This is a genomic window from Pedobacter rhodius (genome assembly GCF_027213645.1).
Taxonomy (GTDB): Bacteria; Bacteroidota; Bacteroidia; order Sphingobacteriales; family Sphingobacteriaceae; genus Pedobacter; species Pedobacter rhodius.
The window spans coordinates 1,240,893-1,255,115 of the sequence record NZ_JAPWGL010000001.1 but is presented as its reverse complement, the minus strand read 5'-3'; the positions used below and the strand labels follow the sequence as shown (position 1 = coordinate 1,255,115).

Annotated in this window: 14 protein-coding genes; 8 read left to right on the top strand and 6 right to left on the bottom strand. The window is 36.9% G+C overall.

Annotation, left to right across the window (positions count from 1 at the left end; all coding sequences use genetic code 11):
• Positions 1–74: 74 nt before the first annotated feature.
• Together O0931_RS05200 and O0931_RS05195 are read right to left on the bottom strand one after the other, a co-directional pair.
• Complete coding sequence (locus O0931_RS05200; protein ID WP_269414490.1) at positions 75–1,169, bottom strand: hypothetical protein; 1,095 nt, start codon at positions 1,167–1,169, stop codon at positions 75–77.
• Entirely contained in the window at positions 1,170–1,796 is a 627-nt protein-coding gene (locus O0931_RS05195) for an ATP-binding cassette domain-containing protein (RefSeq protein WP_269414489.1), read from the bottom strand.
• Between the two features lie 305 nt (positions 1,797–2,101).
• On the opposite strand from O0931_RS05195, the gene lepA reads away from it, so the two are divergent.
• The 4 genes from lepA to O0931_RS05175 all read left to right on the top strand — a co-directional run bounded on the left by lepA (position 2,102) and on the right by O0931_RS05175 (position 5,697).
• Positions 2,102–3,889, top strand: coding sequence for a translation elongation factor 4 (gene lepA / locus O0931_RS05190; protein WP_269414488.1), 1,788 nt, complete (start codon positions 2,102–2,104; stop codon positions 3,887–3,889).
• 87 nt (positions 3,890–3,976) lie between these two features.
• Positions 3,977–4,858 (top strand): bifunctional 5,10-methylenetetrahydrofolate dehydrogenase/5,10-methenyltetrahydrofolate cyclohydrolase, encoded by an 882-nt coding sequence (locus tag O0931_RS05185; RefSeq protein ID WP_269414487.1) that lies wholly within the window; start codon positions 3,977–3,979, stop codon positions 4,856–4,858.
• A 146-nt stretch (positions 4,859–5,004) separates the two neighbouring features.
• Positions 5,005–5,265, top strand: coding sequence for a DUF6364 family protein (locus tag O0931_RS05180; protein ID WP_269414486.1), 261 nt, complete (start codon positions 5,005–5,007; stop codon positions 5,263–5,265).
• A 3-nt stretch (positions 5,266–5,268) separates the two neighbouring features.
• Complete coding sequence (locus tag O0931_RS05175; protein WP_269414485.1) at positions 5,269–5,697, top strand: PIN domain-containing protein; 429 nt, start codon at positions 5,269–5,271, stop codon at positions 5,695–5,697.
• 97 nt (positions 5,698–5,794) lie between these two features.
• On the opposite strand, the gene O0931_RS05170 is transcribed toward O0931_RS05175, so the two are convergent.
• The gene (locus O0931_RS05170; RefSeq protein WP_269414484.1) at positions 5,795–6,130 is read right to left on the bottom strand and encodes a Rieske (2Fe-2S) protein; all 336 of its coding nucleotides are present in this window, start codon (positions 6,128–6,130) and stop codon (positions 5,795–5,797) included.
• 106 nt (positions 6,131–6,236) lie between these two features.
• On the opposite strand from O0931_RS05170, the gene O0931_RS05165 reads away from it, so the two are divergent.
• Genes O0931_RS05165 through O0931_RS05155 form a run of 3 tightly spaced genes read left to right on the top strand, consistent with a single transcriptional unit; the run spans position 6,237 to position 9,203 of the window.
• Complete coding sequence (locus tag O0931_RS05165; RefSeq protein ID WP_269414483.1) at positions 6,237–6,860, top strand: 7-carboxy-7-deazaguanine synthase QueE; 624 nt, start codon at positions 6,237–6,239, stop codon at positions 6,858–6,860.
• 38 nt (positions 6,861–6,898) lie between these two features.
• Positions 6,899–8,785: an OmpA family protein gene (locus O0931_RS05160; RefSeq protein ID WP_269414482.1), complete on the top strand. Its 1,887-nt coding sequence runs from the start codon at positions 6,899–6,901 to the stop codon at positions 8,783–8,785.
• A 1-nt stretch (position 8,786) separates the two neighbouring features.
• Complete coding sequence (locus O0931_RS05155; RefSeq protein ID WP_269414481.1) at positions 8,787–9,203, top strand: DUF6526 family protein; 417 nt, start codon at positions 8,787–8,789, stop codon at positions 9,201–9,203.
• A 111-nt stretch (positions 9,204–9,314) separates the two neighbouring features.
• Here O0931_RS05155 and O0931_RS05150 read toward each other — a convergent pair whose 3' ends face one another.
• The 3 genes from O0931_RS05150 to recQ form a co-directional block, all read right to left on the bottom strand.
• Positions 9,315–10,034: a YqjF family protein gene (locus O0931_RS05150; protein ID WP_269414480.1), complete on the bottom strand. Its 720-nt coding sequence runs from the start codon at positions 10,032–10,034 to the stop codon at positions 9,315–9,317.
• Positions 10,034–10,846 carry a 3-deoxy-8-phosphooctulonate synthase gene (kdsA, locus tag O0931_RS05145; protein WP_269414479.1) on the bottom strand — a complete coding sequence of 271 codons (813 nt, stop codon included), beginning with the start codon at positions 10,844–10,846 and terminating at the stop codon, positions 10,034–10,036. The genes O0931_RS05150 and kdsA overlap by 1 nt, the downstream gene beginning before the upstream one ends.
• 114 nt (positions 10,847–10,960) lie before the next feature.
• Entirely contained in the window at positions 10,961–13,150 is a 2,190-nt protein-coding gene (recQ, locus tag O0931_RS05140) for a DNA helicase RecQ (RefSeq protein ID WP_269414561.1), read from the bottom strand.
• A 91-nt stretch (positions 13,151–13,241) separates the two neighbouring features.
• On the opposite strand from recQ, the gene O0931_RS05135 reads away from it, so the two are divergent.
• On the top strand, positions 13,242–14,210 hold the full coding sequence (locus O0931_RS05135; protein WP_269414478.1) for a KpsF/GutQ family sugar-phosphate isomerase: 969 nt from the start codon (positions 13,242–13,244) through the stop codon (positions 14,208–14,210).
• The last annotated feature ends 13 nt before the right edge of the window (positions 14,211–14,223 follow it).

Below are 14,223 nucleotides of genomic sequence, written 5' to 3'. Positions count from 1 at the left end.
CGAAGCAATCTTAATGCTATAGCTAGCTTAACGAGAGTGGAAGATTGCTTCGTGCCCTCGCCATGACGACTTTATTATTCTATCCCTTTTAAGTCGGTTTTGTTAAACATCATCACATAATATAATGTGCAGGTAACTAATAAGGCCAAGCAGAATAAAAGGTAATAGTGCCCAAGAATTGCCCACATCGAAGCAAAGAAAAAGAATAACAGCCATTTTAGGTAATTATCCATATTCAACTTTACTATATATGATAAGGTTAGGAGAAATATTAATCCCGATAGTCCGAATACAAAACCATTTGCAATCGAATATAAATCAAAATGAGATGCCGATATCAGAAATATCCATTCTGGAACTAAAATAATTATAAAAACCAACAGCCAATTTAGAAGTCTTTTGTACACCGATATTTCAAGACTTTTACTGAAGTTAAGATATTCTGTATCGAATTTCAACAAAGTGAAAACCAGTGTTGCATGGCATAAAATTGATGCTAACATTGCAACCAATAAAACCCGAATACCATTTCCTATGTCAGCAAACATCCACAACATTCCTTTGAAGAAAACGAGTGATAATAATTTGCACATCAGCAACATTAAAGGTTGCTCGTTAAACAAATGAAATAACGGCCAGGAAAAGAAAGGCTTCTTGAATTTAAAACCAAAATTTATGATTTGCCTTTCCTGTTTAAGAAAGCCAAAAGTTAACGATTGATAGGTTCGCCATGATAAACCATAAATCAAAGCCGGAAAAATTATTAAAATGCTTACGATACTTAAATAAAGATGATAGATGAAACTTAAGCCGATTAATAGAAAAACATAGATTAAAATTGGGGCAAGTATTACTAAATATAATCTTAGCCATAATTTCAATTGAGTATCAATATTTAAAGCCGTTGTTTCACTTACGAAATCATACTTAGCTTGTAAAAGCTTCTGTTTGATGAAGAAATATGCTTTTAATGAATACAAAAGCCACGAGATAAATACAATTGCCAAACCAATCGGCGAAGAAATACCTGCCAAAAGCAAAGCTTTTTGATAGCCGATTAATTGCGATGGTTCTACCACGCCGAATAAAATATAAATCCCAACCAGAAAAAATCCAGCGTGTTGCTGATAGAATTCTTTCGCTAAACTATTAATTAATAACTTCAGCATTTAAAGTTGAACAATTTGTTTATCAATGATTTGGAGTACGGTATCTAATTTCAGTTTATCGCTGCTAACTTCTTGATGAGAAGATAAGAGAAATGATTTTCCCTGAACAGCCATTTCTCTAATCAAGCAATATAGTTTATCTGCTGAAGCGATATCAATTGTAATTAGTGGTTCATCCAAAATGTATAAATCCGGGTTTCCAATGAATGCGCAAATCAAAGAAAGTTTTTTCAGCATCCCGCTGGAATAAATACCAATTTTATTATACAGAAAGGCAGACATTTCAAAGTAATCAGCAAGTTCATCAGCTTGTTTTCTTTGAGTATTGCGGGTTTCAGTATAAAAATCTATCAGTTCATTTCCTGTAATAAATAAAGGATATTGAGGTTCAGCTTCAGCGAAACTGATTTTCGAGCGAAATTTAATTGGTTCTTTTTTCAGATTTATGCCGTTCAACTCTACTTCGCCATCGAAAGGTATTTGTCCAGAAATGATTCGAAATAAGGTCGATTTACCCGTTCCATTGCCACCTTTTAACCAATGTATTCCATTATCAATCCTCCATTCACTAATGTTCAGCACTTCGTGGCTACCGTATTTTTTATTGATGTTAGTTAAGCTTAACAAGTTCAGTTTTGTTTGGATGAGTATTAGATGGTTTAATTGTTGTATTGTTACTCTACTAATAGCATAGGCTGATGAAAGGAAACCTTTCGACGAATTACAACATTAAAATACATAAACCTGATTGGAACGGCATACTTTTTTAGTGCAAATTTTAATCTTCTGATAATACTCAAAAAAAGGAGAAAAGTAAGGCTGAGGTAACCGAAAAATACAGGCTTTGCTTTTAAAATCATCAAAATTCAGCAATTTACCATTCTGTTTTTCCATCCTACATTTTCCATTAAAAACTATATCTTTGCGCAAATATGAAGCATATACGTAATTTTTGCATTATTGCACATATCGACCATGGTAAGAGCACGCTGGCCGATAGGTTATTAGAATATACAGCGACGATTTCGCAGCGTGAAGCGCAGGCGCAATTACTCGACAACATGGATTTGGAGCGCGAGAGGGGCATTACAATTAAAAGTCATGCCATACAAATGAACTACAAAGTTGGGGATATTGAGTACAATTTTAACTTAATTGATACACCCGGACACGTAGATTTTTCTTATGAAGTTTCGCGTTCTATAGCGGCTTGCGAGGGTGCCTTGCTTATTGTTGATGCATCGCAAGGGATTCAGGCTCAAACGATTTCGAACTTATATTTAGCTTTGGAACACGACCTTGAAATTATCCCAATTTTAAATAAAATGGATTTGCCGGGGGCGATGCCCGAGGAAGTGAAAGACCAGATTATTGATTTAATCGGCTGTAAACGCGAAGATATTATTCCTGCATCAGGCAAAACAGGTATGGGTATTCCTGATATTATTCAGGCCATTGTGGACCGTGTTCCTGCACCTGTTGGCGACCCAGATGCACCATTACAAGCCTTAATTTTCGACTCTGTTTTTAATTCATTCAGAGGTATTATTGCTTATTACAAGGTTGTTAACGGCGAAATTAAAAAAGGTGATAAAGTAAAATTCATCAATACAGGGAAAGAATACTTAGCTGATGAGGTGGGTATTTTGAAACTTGATATGGCACCACGTAGCGTAGTTAAAACCGGTGATGTGGGCTATATTATCTCTGGAATTAAAGAAGCCAGAGAAGTAAAAGTTGGTGATACGATTACCACTACTGCAAGGCCATCATTAGATGCAATTCAAGGATTTGAGGAAGTAAAACCAATGGTTTTCGCAGGTATTTATCCTGTTGATACCGACGAGTTTGAAGAACTTCGCGAAGCAATGCACAAGTTGCAATTGAATGATGCGTCTATTGTTTTCGAACCAGAAAGTTCAGCAGCTTTGGGCTTTGGTTTCCGTTGCGGATTCTTGGGCATGCTGCATATGGAAATTATCCAGGAACGTTTGGAGCGTGAATTCGATATGACCGTAATTACGACGGTTCCAAACGTATCATACATCGCGCACACTACAAAAGGTGATGAAATTATTGTAAATAATCCATCAGATTTGCCTGACCCAAGTAAATTGGATTCTGTAGAAGAGCCGTATATTAAGGCAAACATCATCACTAAGGCCGAATTTGTTGGTCCTGTGATGTCGCTTTGTATCCAAAAACGTGGAATTATTGTCAATCAATCCTACCTCACATCTGACAGAGTTGAATTGGTGTTCGAAATGCCAATGGGCGAAATTGTATTCGATTTTTATGATAAACTGAAAACGATTTCTAAAGGCTATGCCTCTTTTGATTATCACCAAACAGGTTATCGTAAGTCGGATTTGGTTCGTTTGGATATGTTATTAAATGATGAGCCTGTTGATGCTTTATCTTCATTAATTCACCGCAGTAATGCTTACGATTTCGGAAAGAAAATCTGCGAAAAATTGAGAGAGTTAATCCCTCGTCAGCAGTTCGAAATTAAAATACAGGCATCTATAGGTGCTAAAGTTATTGCCCGCGAAACGCTTAGTGCTTTACGTAAAGATGTTACGGCTAAATGTTACGGTGGCGATATTTCCCGTAAACGTAAGTTATTGGAAAAGCAGAAAAAAGGTAAAAAACGTATGCGCCAGGTTGGAAATGTAGAGATTCCGCAAACAGCGTTTATGGCAGTTTTGAAATTGGATTAATAGATTATTAGTAACGAGATATGAGTATCAAGTAGCAAGACGTTTGCCAAGCTTGATACTTAATACTTGATACTTGATACTTAGGAAATGAAATTATTAGACGGTAAATACGTATCAGAAAAAGTTAAAGTTCAGATTGCTGAAGAGGCTGCAGAATTTTTAAGTAAAAGTGGTCGCAAACCCCACTTGGTTGCCATTTTAGTCGGTAACGATGGTGGCAGCGAAACTTATGTTGCCAGTAAGATGAAAAACTGTGAAAAGGTAGGTTTTAAATCTTCACTTCACAGGTACGATAATTCGGTTACTGAAGCTGAACTTTTAGCAAAAATTGAAGAAATTAATCAAGATGCTGATGTTGATGGATTAATTGTTCAATTACCTTTACCAAAGCATATCGACCCTGAAAAAGTTACTGAAACGATTGATTACCGTAAAGATGTAGATGGCTTTCATCCTGTTAACTTGGGCAGAATGATGCGTAATCTGCCTTGTTTCATCCCTGCAACGCCTTACGGAATTTTATTGATGCTGCAAGAATACAATATTGACACTACTGGTATGCATTGTGTTGTGGTTGGCAGGAGTAATATTGTTGGCAGTCCGATGAGTATTTTGATGGGCCGTAACGCAAACCCGGGCAATTGTACGGTAACGCTTACACACTCTCGTACAAAAGATTTAAAAGAACAGGTTTTACAGGCAGATATTATCATCGCTGCGATTGGTAAAAAGAACTTCATTACGGCCGATATGGTTAAACCAGGTGCAATAATTATTGATGTTGGTATTAACCGCGAAACTTCTGCCGAAACTAAATCTGGTTTCAAACTTTATGGTGATGTAGATTTTGAAAACGTAGCGCCAAAAGCATCTTACATTACGCCAGTTCCGGGTGGTGTTGGTTTAATGACGATTGTCGGTTTATTGAAAAATACGTTGGCATCAGCAAGGAAAGAAATTTATCTTTAAGCAGAAAGAGAAAAGCTTAAAGACTAAAAGTAAAACCTACCGCAATAAAATTATGAAAAGCAATTCAATGGTTTGAGTTGCTTTTTTACGTATAGACATTTTTAATTATACGTAAAATAATTATATTTGTTTATAAATAGAATGTTATGGATGCGAAACTAACTTTAAGTTTTAATCAGGATGTGGTAGCTAAGGCTAAAAAATTCGCTGCTGATAATAACATCAGTTTATCGCGTTTAATTGAGCATTTACTAACTCAGGTTACAGCAAGCAATTACAAATCTTTAGAAGATTACCCTATTTCTGATTGGGTAAGCATGGTTGCTGAAGGTGAAGTAGAATATAAAAAAACGCCAAAAAAATCTCGTAAAACATCTAAAGATGAATTCTTTTCTTCTAAAAAGTAATTAATGAAGATATTTCTGGATGCCAATGTGCTCGTTTCTGTTTTGAATAAGGAATACCCTTTATTTCCTTATTCTTCGAGAATTCTAAGCCTGGCATCTCATCCAAAATTTGAAATATATACCTCGCCGCTTTGTTTAGCCATCGCTTTTTACTTTGCAGAAAAAAAACATAAAGCTCAATTGGCAAAACAAAAAATAGATTTACTTTGTCAGCACATTAAAATTGCCGGAAATTCACCAAAGAACGTTTTTGATACTTTATCGAATAAATCAATTCATGATTTTGAAGATGGTTTAGAATATTACGCTGCTGAAACTGTTGATTGTAAATGCATCATCACAGAAGATGTAGAAGATTTTTATTTCGCTGATATGGAGGTTTTGAATTGTCAGGCGTTTTTCAAGAAGCATTTGATTAAAGAGAAAGGATGAATGAACAAAGAATAAAGATGATCGCTGAGATGAAAATATAAGGATAAACAATATAGGCTCCGAAATCCTTATTCATTACGCCTTATCCTTTGCGCTTTCAGCTCCAAAGCTTGCTCCACCAGCTTTCTTCAAAACCAACATACAATCCATCGTCCCGCAGTTCAGTTGGGTAAATATTAATGTAATCGCCCTGCCCATCTGCTCCTCTTCCGGTTTCTAAATTGTAGGCATAGCGGTGTACCGGACAAATCAGATGACCGTTTTTACACCATCCGCCGGAAAGATGGCCACCGGCATGTGGACAATACGATTGTGTAGCGATAATTTTATCCTCATGATTGATGATGCAAAGCTGTTTCCCGTTTACTTCAATTGTTTTAATTGAAGCATGGGCTGGTATTTGAACTTTATTTAGTGCCTTAAACCACTTCATACCGCTAAAATAAGGATTTAAATATCAGTGTTATTTCATCTTTGCATTAATTTTTGAAAGTGGAACTGCTACACCATATTTTTTTAAGATATTTGCATCCTCAAAAATGAAACAAGATATACCAGAAGATGGCACATTGCTTCCTTTAATGGAAGAATTCTACACAATACAAGGTGAAGGATTTAACACCGGAAAAGCAGCTTATTTTATTCGCTTGGGCGGCTGTGATGTAGGTTGCCATTGGTGCGACGTTAAAGAAAGCTGGGATGCAGAAATGCACCCGTTAACACCTGCAGATGTTATTGTAGAAAATGCAGATAAATTTCCCGGTAAAGCCGTCGTTATAACAGGCGGTGAACCTTTAATTTATAACCTCGATTATTTAACCAACAAACTTAAAGACAGGGGAATTTTAACTTTTATAGAAACCTCTGGCGCTTATCCCCTTTCCGGAAACTGGGATTGGATTTGTTTATCACCAAAGAAATTTAAAGCGCCAAGACCAGATATCACGCCTTTTGCACACGAATTAAAAGTTATTGTGTTCAATAAAAGTGATTTTAAATGGGCGGAAGAGTACGCTGCAATGGTATCACCTGCCTGCAAATTATATCTTCAACCAGAATGGTCAAAATCAAAGGAAATTACACCAATGATAATTGAGTACGTTATGGCCAACCCAAAATGGGAGATTTCATTACAAACGCACAAATTTTTAAATATTCCGTAAATAGATTACATTAGCTTTGCTAAACAAATGTTAATGTAATGAAATACTGGCTTCTCTTATTCCTTAGCATATCAGGCAGTTTTTGTTATGCTCAAGGTTCTTTAAATAGAAAAGCACAAACCTTTTTCGAAAAAGCAGGCCCATATATTCAAAAATTAGATTATGTATCCGCTGAGCAGGCTCTAGAAAGTGCTGTTGAGGCCGACCCGTTATTTCAAAATGCGTACCTGTTACTTGCCGGCGTGTATAAGGCTGAGAAAAAATATGCCGATTCGAAAACGGCTTATCGGAAAGCAATTCTTATCAACAAAAATGTGTCACCTGAAGTTATTTACGGCTTGTCAGAAATGGAATTTGCAACACAGGAATATGACAGCGCCAAGCAACATTTTAATGAATTCTTGTCATTAGATAGTTCATCTGACCGTGCAAAGCGGGCGAAAAAATATTTGCTTGATTGTGATTTCGCTTCGCTTGGTATAAAAAAACCTGTAAAGTACAAACCAACCAATCTCGGAAACGGCGTAAATACAAACAGTGCTGAATATTTTCCTGCATTAACCGCTGACGGTGAAACCTTAGTTTTTACACGTCAGGTAAACGGAAATGAAGATTTCTGGACCGCTCAGTTTAAAAACAATTCTTGGAATCTAGCTACACCACTATCTGCCAAAATTAATACAACCAAATATAATGAGGGTGCACAAACCATTTCTCCCGATGGAAAATATCTTTTTTTCACCGGCTGTAATCGGCCCGATGGATTAGGCCGCTGCGACATTTACGTTTCGCACCGGGAGGGAAAAGATTGGGGTGAGCCGTACAATGTTGGCAAGCCTGTCAATTCTGAATACTGGGAATCGCAGCCTGCAATTAGCCCTGACGGTAGGACATTATATTTTATTAGTAATCGTCCGGGCGGTTTTGGTGGTTATGATATTTGGAAAAGCACCATTACCGATGATGCAAAATGGGGACCGGCGACAAATCTGGGTCCTGAAATAAATACAGTTTACGACGAAAATACACCGTTTCTTCACGCTGACGGAAAAACACTATACTTTTCTTCCGACGGCTGGCCAGGCTTCGGCAATAAGGATATTTTCTACAGCCAAATGGATGATGCCGGCAAATTTCAAAAACCGGTTAATATAGGCTATCCTATAAATTCATTTGATGATGAAAGTGGTTTAATTGTTAGCGCTGATGGAAATCTCGGAATGTTTTCTTCTAATTTAAAAGATGGCTTCGGCGGACAAGACATTTATAGTTTCGGAATACCAGAAACAGCAAAACCATTTAAAGTATCATATGTAAAAGGAATCGTTCGAGATAAGGATACCAGGAAAACCATAGAAAGTAACGTTCAGGTTATTGATTTAAAATCAAATAAAACTGTTTTCGACGACTATACTGATCCTGAAACCGGGCAATTTTTAGCGGTAATGCCTATAGGTAGTGATTACCTCTTCAATGTTAATGCTGAAGGATATTTATTTTATTCAGAGAATTTTGAATTAAAGGCCGGCGATATTAACAAGCCTTATCAAATTGAAGTTTATATCGAAAAAATTAAGCAAGGTGGGAATGTAACCCTTAGAAATATTTTTTTCGATACCAATAAATACAATTTGTTGCCGGCATCAATTAGAGAATTAGATTTATTAATCGATTTCCTAAATCAAAATTTAAGTGTAAACATCGAAATTCAAGGTCATACAGATAATGTGGGCGATGCTAAGCTAAATGAAAAATTATCTTTCAACAGAGCAAATGCCGTTTATGAATACCTGTTAAAAAACGATATTGACGTAAAAAGACTTACCTTTAAAGGCTTTGGTGCAAGTAAGCCAATCGCAGATAATAAAACCGAAACCGGCCGAAAAAATAACCGCAGAACCTCATTCATAATCACTAAAATATAATATGTCTCAACAGTACACAAACCATAAAAGGTATTATCCGCTTTTCCATTTCTTTACCATCCCGGTTACGGTATTGGGATTAGGCTTGGCCATCTATTCTTATGTTGCTATTCCAACCATAATTACAGGATTAATTGTATTGGCATTCTTTCTGATTGGAATTGTAGCAGTAATGGCGAGGATGTTTGCATTAAAGGCGCAAGACAGGGCAGCACGTGCTGAAGAGAAATTACGTTATTTCATCTTAACCGGAAAAGCTTTCCCAACTGATTTGAGAATGGGCCAGACCTTAGCATTACGTTTCGCAAGTGATGAAGAGTTTGTTGCTTTGGTTGATAAAACCATTGCAGAGAATTTATCTCCGGATGAAATTAAAAAAGCGGTTAAAAACTGGCGGAGCGATTATCACAGGATATAATTAGCAGGTTTTGTCAATGCTGAAACTGTCGAAGTACATTTATTATAGGCCTTCGATAAAATCAGGCTGACAGCGTTACTGTGTCTTGTTTTAATTAAAGAAAGCATCTACCTAAAACTTTTTCCCTTTCAACACCCTTATTTCAGACCCCTCTGCAAGTATTATCGAATCTGGCTTAGTATTATTTAAAAAAGCAAAATCACTTCCATAGTTAACATCAAAATCAACTTCAATTTTATAATCTTTAATTGGATAAACTTTCCAGCGAGGGTGTTCTACACCATATTCAGATGTTCTATTTGGTCCGATTTTGGTATAGCCCCAATAATGTTCAGTGATGAATTCTTCCTCACTCCCAAACGGAATTTCTTCCGCTTTTGATGATGCTATAACAGAAAATTTGTGCCATTTTTTTTTCTTCCAAAGGTAATCTACCTTAAGGTGATGTGCCTGCTCTATCCAAACATGTTTCATTGGTCGTGTTTGGTAATTTTCTTTATAAACCGTATTCGCAACAAAAGTTATTGCTGGTAATGGTACAATTTCACTGATAAAAACAGCGCCTCTTTTCCATATGCCATTTTCATTGTATTTTACATAAAACCTTAAATTAACTTCTTCAAAATTCCTGTGAAATGGAATATTAAAACCTCTTAATTTCACATTCATAAACATGAAACCGACTAAGCTTACATAATATTTCCCTTGCCAATCATCTAATTCGGTATTGGGAGGAAGGTATTTTAAAAGTATTTCTTTACTTACCGCATATTGTGCCAATGCGAGCTTGCGCCATTCTGCCGTAAGAAAAACCCCATTATCTAAAGCCATTATATAATCGCCTGTCTAATACGTATTAACTTCACTAACGTTTCTTCCAATAAATCCAGGTGCAACATATTGGCGCCATCCGATTTTGCATTCGCAGGGTCTGGATGGGTTTCAATGAATAAACCATCGGCGCCAACGGCTATTGCAGCTTTTGCAATGGTTGAGATCAATTCAGGTTTACCACCGGTTACACCGCTGCTCTGATTAGGCTGTTGCAGGGAATGGGTACAATCCATCACTACCGGAACACCAAAACTTTGCATTTCAGGCAAACCGCGATAATCAACAATTAAATCCTGGTAACCAAACGTATTTCCCCTGTCCGTTAGGATTACTTTATCGTTGCCGGCCTCTTTAATTTTTTCAACGGCAAATTTCATAGAACCGGCCGATAAAAACTGACCTTTTTTCACGTTAACCACTTTACCGGTTTCAGCTGCTGCGATTAATAAATCAGTCTGGCGACAAAGGAAAGCCGGAATTTGTAATACATCCACATAAGCAGCGGCCATTGCAGCTTCTCCGCTTTCATGAATATCAGTTACTGTTGGTACACCGAATTCACGACCAACACGTTCCAGAATCCGTAATGCTTTTTCATCACCAATTCCGGTAAAAGAACTGCCTTTGCTTCTGTTTGCCTTACGATAAGAACCTTTGAAAATATATGGAATTTGAAGTTTATCTGTAATCGTGATAATCTTTTCGGCGATACGCATGGCAATATCTTCACCCTCAATTGCGCATGGACCAGCCATTAAAAAGAAATTTCCCGATTCTGTATTTTTAATTTTATCTAAATAGTTAAGCATGTAAAATGGGTTATGTAAAATGGATGATGGATAACGGATGATGGTAAATGGAACCCGATAATGCGAGTTGTTAAACCCATTATCCATCTTCCATTTACCATCTTACATCAAACCCTAGTTTCCTAGTTCTGACATAAATTTAATTCTCATCAATTGGATTTCCTCGCGGGTATAATCGGTTTCGCCAAGTTCGTTCAGGGCATCATCGATAGAATCACTTTCGGCAGCTCTGAAATAATCGAAAACCTCATCTTGTCTATCATCATCAATTACTTCATCGATGAAATAATTTAGATTCAGCTTTGTTCCGGAGTTCACAATCGACTCTACCTCTTTTAAAATCTCTTCGTAAGTAATGCCCTTCGAATCTGCAATATCTTCTAAACCAATTTGCCTGTCGATATTTTGAATGATGGAAACTTTCATCTGCGATTTGTTGGCCTGCGTTTTGATAATCAAGTCAATCGGGCGCTCGATGTCGTTATCCTCAACATATTTTTTAATCAGCTCGATAAATGGGGTTCCGAATTTCATTGCCTTGCCCGAACCCACACCAGAAATCTGACGAAGTTCTTCCATGGTAATCGGATAATGCGTACACATTTCCTCTAAAGAAGGATCCTGGAATACTACAAATGGCGGAACACTTTTTTGCTTGGCGATCTTTTTACGTAAATCTTTCAGCAACTGAAGTAAATGTGTGTCTAAAGCACCGGTACCATGTTTCGCGTCATCTTCGTCATCTTCTACCCCATCTCCAATCGGCTCATTTAATATAAACTTCAAGCTGTATGGATTAACAATAAAATCCCTGCCCTGCTTCGTTAATTTCAGCAAGCCATAATTATCAATATCCTTAAATAAATAATTATTTAAAACAGCCTGTCGGATAACTGATTTCCAGAGTAATTCTCCTTCTTCTTTACCAATTCCAAATTCAGGAACTTTGCTATGTTCGTAAGCAATGGTTTGGGCTGTTTCCAGACCAAGAAACACATTTAATAAATGGGCATCATCAAATTTTTCTTCTGTTTTTTCGATAAACTTCAACAAAGTTGATAATTGTACTTCAGCATCAAATTGTTTTTTAGGTTTCTTGCAATTATCACACATGCAATTGCAACCTGTTTCATTGAAGTTTTCTCCGAAATAGTGCAGAATCTGCTTACGGCGACAAACACCTGATTCTGCGTAATCAATCACTTCTTTTAATATCTGCGTACCAATTTCACGTTCTGAAACCGGTTTATCCTTCATAAACTTAGCCAGCTTATCTACATCTTTTTGCGAATAAAAAGCAATACAAACACCTTCACCCCCATCTCTGCCGGCCCTGCCGGTTTCCTGATAGTAGCCCTCCATGCTTTTTGGTACATCATGATGGATAACGAAACGAACATCGGGTTTGTCAATGCCCATACCAAATGCAATTGTCGCAACAATCACCTCGGCATCTTCCATTAAAAATTTATCCTGTGTTTCGGCCCTGATTTTTGGTTCCAAACCTGCATGATAAGGCAGCGCACTGATGCCATTTAAGTTCAATGCCTCTGCAACCTCTTCCACCTTTTTACGACTCAGGCAGTAAATAATCCCTGATTTTCCAGGATTAGATTTGATGTACTTTATAATTTCTTTCTTAATATCCCTTTTCGGGCGGATTTCATAAAATAAATTTGGCCTGTTAAAGGATGATTTAAACAAAGTAGCCTCGGTCATACCAAGGTTCTTCATAATATCCTGCTGAACCTTTGGCGTTGCAGTGGCCGTTAAAGCAATAATAGGAATGTTATTTCCTAAACCAGCGATAACTTGTTTTATCTTGCGGTATTCCGGTCTGAAATCGTGTCCCCATTCCGAAATACAGTGTGCCTCATCAACAGCAACAAAAGAAATTTTTATAAGATTCAGAAACTCAATGTTATCTTGCTTTGCCAGGGATTCGGGCGCAACGTATAATAACTTCGTCTGTCCACTTAAAAGATCAGATTTAACTTGAGTAATTTCCGATTTATTCAGGGATGAATTAAGAAAATGAGCAATGCTGTCATTTCCACCAAATGCCCTTAATTGGTCCACCTGGTTTTTCATTAAAGCAATCAATGGAGAAATAACAATTGCTGTCCCTTCACTCATTAAAGCGGGTAATTGATAGCAAATAGACTTCCCTCCACCCGTTGGCATAATAACGAAAGTATTATTGCCTTCTAAAATATTTGTAATGATCGACTCCTGATCACCTTTGAAATTATCAAACCCGAAGAAATTTTGCAGGTTATCAAATAACGACTTTTTCACGTCCATTTTGTGTAATAAAATATGCGATGCTATTTTTCTATCCAAAATAACATAATTTTACAACAAATTCAAGTATTAACAAACAATTTTTTTCTCTTTGAAAAGTAAAAAATCAATTATTCATTCCGCTATAAGCACATTAGAGCTTGAGGCAGCAGCAATTTTAAATGTTGCAAAAAACCTTAATGCTGATTTTGAAAGCGCGGTATCAACCATTTTACAGTGCAATGGTCGCGTCATTGTAACAGGAATCGGGAAAAGTGCTATCATTGCACAAAAGATTGTTGCAACATTTAATTCAACAGGCACACCTGCGATATTTATGCATGCAGCAGATGCCATTCACGGTGATTTGGGTATGATACAGGTTAATGATGTTATCATCTGCCTGTCAAAAAGCGGTAATACACCGGAAATTAAAGTGCTTATTCCATTACTAAAAACTGCAGGAAATAAATTGGTCGCCATGGTCGGAGAAACAAATTCCTTTTTGGGCCAGCAGGCAGACTTAATATTAAACACTTCAGTTGAGAAGGAAGCCTGCCCGCATAATCTGGCGCCTACAACCAGTACAACAGCTCAGCTTGCCCTGGGCGATGCTTTGGCCATATGCTTACTGGAAAGCCGGGAATTTAATGAGCGTGATTTCGCAAAATATCATCCGGGAGGTTCCCTGGGTAAAAAACTTTATTTAAAAGCCGGCGACCTGGCTTTATCCAACGAAAAACCTTCCATAAGTCCATCTGCTTCTGTAAAAGAAGTCTTAATCGAAATCAGTAAAAACCGTTTGGGTGCCGTTGCTGTTATTGATAATAAAAATGAAGTTTTAGGTGTAGTTACCGACGGAGACATTAGAAGGATGTTGGAAAATAATGCTAACATTGCAGCTTTAAAGGCTGAAGATATTATGGGCAAATCGCCTAAAAGTATTCAACGTAATGCGCTTGCTGTTGACGCACTTGACTTGATTAGAAAAAATAACATAACACAACTATTGGTTTTAGACAAAAATACCTATTTTGGCATCATCCACTTACACGATCTTTTAAATGAAGGTATTGTGTAAATTTAAATTTAAA

Bases quoted from the DNA above. Each gene is read 5' to 3' on its own strand.
- O0931_RS05170 (WP_269414484.1), bottom strand. From the start codon at position 6,130: ATGAAGTGGTTTAAGGCACTAAATAAAGTTCAAATACCAGCCCATGCT.
- kdsA (WP_269414479.1), bottom strand. From the start codon at position 10,846: ATGCTTAACTATTTAGATAAAATTAAAAATACAGAATCGGGAAATTTC.
- lepA (WP_269414488.1), top strand. From the start codon at position 2,102: ATGAAGCATATACGTAATTTTTGCATTATTGCACATATCGACCATGGT.
- O0931_RS05150 (WP_269414480.1), bottom strand. From the start codon at position 10,034: ATGGCTTTAGATAATGGGGTTTTTCTTACGGCAGAATGGCGCAAGCTC.
- O0931_RS05185 (WP_269414487.1), top strand. From the start codon at position 3,977: ATGAAATTATTAGACGGTAAATACGTATCAGAAAAAGTTAAAGTTCAG.
- O0931_RS05155 (WP_269414481.1), top strand. From the start codon at position 8,787: ATGTCTCAACAGTACACAAACCATAAAAGGTATTATCCGCTTTTCCAT.
- O0931_RS05175 (WP_269414485.1), top strand. From the start codon at position 5,269: ATGAAGATATTTCTGGATGCCAATGTGCTCGTTTCTGTTTTGAATAAG.
- O0931_RS05180 (WP_269414486.1), top strand. From the start codon at position 5,005: ATGGATGCGAAACTAACTTTAAGTTTTAATCAGGATGTGGTAGCTAAG.
- recQ (WP_269414561.1), bottom strand. From the start codon at position 13,150: ATGGACGTGAAAAAGTCGTTATTTGATAACCTGCAAAATTTCTTCGGG.
- O0931_RS05200 (WP_269414490.1), bottom strand. From the start codon at position 1,169: ATGCTGAAGTTATTAATTAATAGTTTAGCGAAAGAATTCTATCAGCAA.
- O0931_RS05160 (WP_269414482.1), top strand. From the start codon at position 6,899: ATGAAATACTGGCTTCTCTTATTCCTTAGCATATCAGGCAGTTTTTGT.
- O0931_RS05165 (WP_269414483.1), top strand. From the start codon at position 6,237: ATGAAACAAGATATACCAGAAGATGGCACATTGCTTCCTTTAATGGAA.